This window comes from uncultured Phenylobacterium sp. (assembly GCF_902826855.1).
Classification (GTDB): domain Bacteria; phylum Pseudomonadota; class Alphaproteobacteria; order Caulobacterales; family Caulobacteraceae; genus Phenylobacterium.
This window is the reverse complement of record NZ_CADEGK010000189.1, coordinates 4,091-8,765: the sequence shown is the minus strand read 5'-3', so window position 1 is coordinate 8,765 and position 4,675 is coordinate 4,091. Positions and strand designations below refer to the sequence as shown.

Sequence of the window (4,675 nt, the reverse complement as noted above, 5' to 3'; positions counted from 1 at the left end):
CGCTGACCAGGCTGCGCGCTCGATGACATCGCGCTCGAACCAGGCGCGCACCTTGCCCTCGAGTATGACCCGGCTGCCGTCCACCGACACGGTGATGCGGTTCGCCTCGACCTCGGCCTGGCGCTCCAAGGCCTGTTCGATGCGGCGCTTGACCTCGGACGGCTCGGCATGCGGCTTGATGGTGATCTGATTGATCAGACCGCGCACGCCTTCCAGGCGGCGGATGCCGGCCTCCGCGCCGGTCCGCTGATGGGCCCACGGCACGTCGCCGCTGAGGGTGACCGTGCCGCACTCGACCTTGACCTTGATCGCCTCCCCGGGGAGCGTGACGTCCCATTCGAGCAGGTTGGCGACGCGCCTTGCGATAGCGTCATCAGTATGAGTGTCGCCATGAGGCCGGACGATCAGGTCCTCCACATAGCCGCGCACGCCCCTGACTCGCTTCACGGCATTCTCGACGGCCGCCTTCTGGGCAAAGGTCGCCACGTTGCCGTCGAGATGCACGACGCCCTTTTCCACGCGGACGCCGATGTCCTCGGCGTCGACGCCCGGCTGGTGCTGCAGCTCGTCTTCGACGCGCTTCTTCAAGGCCCTGTCGTCCATGACGCGATCTCCGCTGGGTGATGACCGACCCAGCGTGCGCCCGCAGGGGTGGGCTGCCTTGAGCTACGTCAAGACCTGGCCTCCGCCCCGCGGGGTGAGGGTGATCGGAATCAATGCGGTCATCGCCGTCGCATGGCGCCTGGACCCATGCCTACGCCCTCAGCGCTCCCGGTCGCCGACCCGACGATGCAGGGCTTGTCCGAAGCCGAGGCCGAGCGCCGGCGCGCTCAAGACGGGCCGAACCGCCTGAGCGCGCCGAGGCGGCGGCGGCTGCCACAGATCCTGCGCGACATCTTCCGCGAGCCGATGTTCCTGCTGCTGCTGGCCGCGGTCGGATTCTACTTCCTGCTGGGCGACACGGCCGAGGCGGTCTTCCTGGGTCTGGGGGCGGTGGCCACGATCGGCCTGGTGGTCGTCCAGGAGGCGCGCAGCGAACGTGCTCTTGCGGCGCTGAAAGCCTTGGCCGAGCCCACCGCCCGCGTAATCCGCGATGGCGTCGAGCGTCGCATCGCCGCCGCCGACCTGGTCCAGGGCGATCTGGTGCTGGTCGGGGAGGGAGGGCGTGCGCCCGCCGATGGCGTGCTGGTGGCCGGAGACGTCTTATCCATCGACGAGTCGGTGCTGACGGGGGAGTCGGCGGTGGTGGACCGCGCCCCGCTTCGGGCTTTCGACCCGGCCCTCGCCGTCGAGCCGCCGGAGGGCGCCCGGATCTGCGCCGGCGGTCTCCTGGTCAGGGGCCACGGCGTGGTCCGGGTGACGGCCATCGGCGCCGCGACCCGGCTCGGTCAGATCGGTGCGGCGCTCGCGCAGGCCGAGGAGCCGCCGACGCCCCTGCAACGGACGACCCGACGCCTGGTGGGCGTGCTGGGTCTCGTGTCCTTGGGCATCTCCGTGGCGGTGCTGCTGGCGCACGGTCTGATGCGCGCCGACTGGGTCGGGGGTGTCCTGGCGGCCCTGACCGTGGGTATCGCCTTGATTCCCGAGGAGTTCCCTATGGTGCTCGCGGTCTTCCTGGCGCTCGGGGGGTGGCGACTGGCCAAGGTCCGGGTGCTGGTGCGGCGCACAGCGGCGGTCGAGGCCTTGGGCGGCATCAGCGTCCTCTGCGTCGACAAGACGGGGACCCTTACCCGCAACGAAATGAGGGTCGCGGCGCTCTGGGCGGCGGACAGTCGCGGAACGGTGTCCGGCAGCGCCCCGCAAGGCGAGGCGCTGCTCCGGGTGGCGATCCTCGCCAGCGCGACTCATCCGTTGGACCCGATGGACCGCGCGCTGCATGCCGCCTCGTCCTACCGCCATGGCGAGGCGCCGCTGAGGTCCTATCCGCTGCGTCCTGATCGGTTGGCCTTCATCCAGGCGTGGGCCGAGCCCGACGGGGCGGTGCTGTACGCGGCGAAGGGGGCGCCGGAGGCCGTCTTCGATCTCTGCCGCCTCGCCGTGGACGAGCGTGCCGCCGCCGAGGCGGCGGTGAGCGCCTTCGCAGGTGGCGGCCTGCGGGTCCTCGGGGTCGCCCAGGCCCTGTGTCCCTCGGATGGCGGCGGCGACCCGGGCAGCGAGGTGTTTCGCTTCGAAGGGCTGGTCGCATTCGAGGATCCCGTGCGCGACGACGTGCCGCCGGCCCTGGCGTCCGCCGCGGCGGCCTGGGTGAAGGTGGTGATGATCACCGGCGACTTCCCGGCCACGGCGCTCGCCATCGCGCGCGATGCCGGCCTGGATGTCTCCGGCGGGGTCCTCACCGGCGCCCAACTGCAGATGCTGGGCGATGCCGAGCTGCGCGAGGCTGTGGGACAGGTCCGGGTGTTCGCGCGCATCTCGCCCGATCAGAAACTGCGCCTCGTCCGCGCCCTCCAGGCCAACGGCGAGCGGGTGGGCATGTTCGGCGACGGCGTGAATGACGCCCCGGCCCTGGAGGCGGCGGACGTCGGCGTGGCCATGGGACGCCGCGGCGTGGATGTGGCGCGAGAAGCGGCCGACCTGATCCTGCTGGACGACCGGTTCGCTTCGGTGGTGGCCGGTATCGCCGAGGGCCGGAGGATCTTCGCCAACCTGAAGGCGGCGCTCGCCTATCTGGTGGTGGTGCACATCCCGATGGCGGGACTCGCGCTGCTGCCGCCGCTCCTGGGCCTGCCGCCCATACTTTTCCCGATGCAGGTGGTGCTTCTGGAGTTGGTGATCGATCCGATGTGCGCCCTGGTGTTCGAGGGCCGGCCTGCCGCGGCGGACGCCATGCGGCGCCCGCCGCGGGCGGCCGCCGCCGCGCTGGCCTCCCCCGCACGGTTGGCGGGGGCCCTGCTGCAGGGCCTGGTGCTGCTCGGGGGCGCCGTCCGTCTCGACCTCGCCCTGCTGAACGCCGGCCATGACGCCAGCGTAGCCCGCGCGGCGGCGTTCGTCTTCGTTGTCGCCACCAATCTCGGCGTCGCCGCCGTCATTGCGGGCGCTTGGATCGACGGCCGCCAGCGCCTCATCTTCGCCGCCATCGCCGGCCTTGCGGTGGCGGCGGTGGCCGCCGCGCTGCTGGTTCCGCTCTTGGCGCGCCTGTTCGCCTTCGGCGCGCCCAACTTGCCCATCATCGCCGTCGCCGCAGGTCTGGGCGTCGCGGCTGGCCTGGCCGTAGCGCAAGCCGGACGCCTGCGCCTGCGCACCGGCGCCGTCTCATGACCCTTGATCTGCATCAAAGTGACGGAGAGCCATCCCCCTCTAGGGTCTGGTCGCTGCCCGAGACGTTCAACACCCCGCTGACCGGCTCCTGCACCTGGAACTACGAGACCGCCAATTTCCAGGGCCTGCCGCCTGAACGAGTTGGCCTCCCTTGAGGCGCCGTCATGCGCGGGGGCGCCGCCCGATGCCCCGTCCCAGAGTCCGGAGACCGTACTGATGTCCGATCCCAGCCACCTGAATGCCGGCTTCACCCGCGACGGCGATCTCGTTGTCGCCCGCCTCGCCATCACCCTGGACAATCCCGTCCATGAGGTCTGGGCCGCCTTGACCGAGCCGGATCGACTGGCGCAGTGGCTCGCGCCCGGCGCTATCGAACTCGTGGAGGGCGGTCGCGCCCGGCTCGACTTCGTCGACAGCGGGATCGTCATCGACAGCCGCGTCACCGCAGTCACGCCACAGCATCTGCTGGAATACTCGTGGAGCGGGCCCGGCGAGCCGTCGCGGCCGGTGCGCTGGACGCTGGAGCCGGTTGGGCCACTGACCCGTCTGGCCCTGACCCTGACCCTGCCTAAGAGCGATGACGTGGCCCGGTCGGCGGCCGGCTGGGCCGCTCATCTGGAGATGCTGACGGCGTTCCTCGCCGGCGCGGCGATGCGCTTCCCATTCCCGACCTTCCAGGCCGCGCGGGCGTCCTATGACGCGCAGGTGGCCGGACTGACGGGCCAGCCGCTGGAACCCGCCCGCTGAGACGGCGCCGCGCCGAGCGTTCGCCATGGGTTTATCTTGGCGTGCTGTTTGGCCTGGCGGTCCCGATCTGGCTCGCGAGCCTGTTCGTGGGGGTGATCGGGTCGCTGAAGATCCCGGTCACCGACCTGCTGTTGGCGTTCACTCCGCTCCTGGCGGGCGCGACATTGGTCTTCCGTGACGAAGGCGCTCGCGGTCTGGTGAAGTTCCTCCAGCGCGCCGTCGACCTGCGGGCGCTCGCGAAGACCCCCTGGGTCCTGGTGGCCCTCCTGCTGGCCCCGGTGATCTACATTCTCACCGTCGGCGCTCTGCGCCTCGCAGGTCATCCGTGGCCTTCGGAACCCGACCTGCTGCGTCTGCCGCTGCTGGCGGCGATCATGTTCGTCCTGGCGATCGGCGAGGAGGCCGGGTGGACCGGCTATCTCACAGATCCCATGCAGGCGCGATTTGGGGCCCTAGGCGCCAGCGTGATCATCGCCCTGCCGTGGTGGATAGGACATCTGCCTTCGATCCTGCAGATCGGGGGAGGGACCAGCGACATCGCCTGGTGGCTCCCAGGCGCGATCGCGCTGAGGACCCTCATCACCTGGCTCTACAACAACACCGGCCGATGCGTGGCCGCCGCCGTGGTCTTCCACACCCTGCTCAACGTGGGACGGTGGGTGTCCTACCC

Annotated in this window: 4 protein-coding genes; 3 read left to right on the top strand and 1 reads right to left on the bottom strand. The window is 70.8% G+C overall.

Annotated elements, in window-relative coordinates:
* Positions 1-588: BON domain-containing protein (locus QZV94_RS20075; protein WP_293681000.1), on the bottom strand; the 588-nt coding region annotated here is incomplete at its 3' end.
* A 162-nt stretch (positions 589-750) separates the two neighbouring features.
* Here QZV94_RS20075 and QZV94_RS20070 point away from each other — a divergent pair.
* The 3 genes from QZV94_RS20070 to QZV94_RS20060 form a co-directional block, all read left to right on the top strand.
* Positions 751-3,258, top strand: coding sequence for an HAD-IC family P-type ATPase (locus QZV94_RS20070; RefSeq protein ID WP_293680997.1), 2,508 nt, complete (start codon positions 751-753; stop codon positions 3,256-3,258).
* A gap of 216 nt (positions 3,259-3,474) precedes the next feature.
* On the top strand, positions 3,475-4,005 hold the full coding sequence (locus QZV94_RS20065) for an SRPBCC domain-containing protein (RefSeq protein WP_293680994.1): 531 nt from the start codon (positions 3,475-3,477) through the stop codon (positions 4,003-4,005).
* Between the two features lie 41 nt (positions 4,006-4,046).
* Positions 4,047-4,675 (top strand): CPBP family intramembrane glutamic endopeptidase (locus tag QZV94_RS20060; RefSeq protein WP_293680991.1); only part of this gene is annotated, 629 nt, incomplete at its 3' end.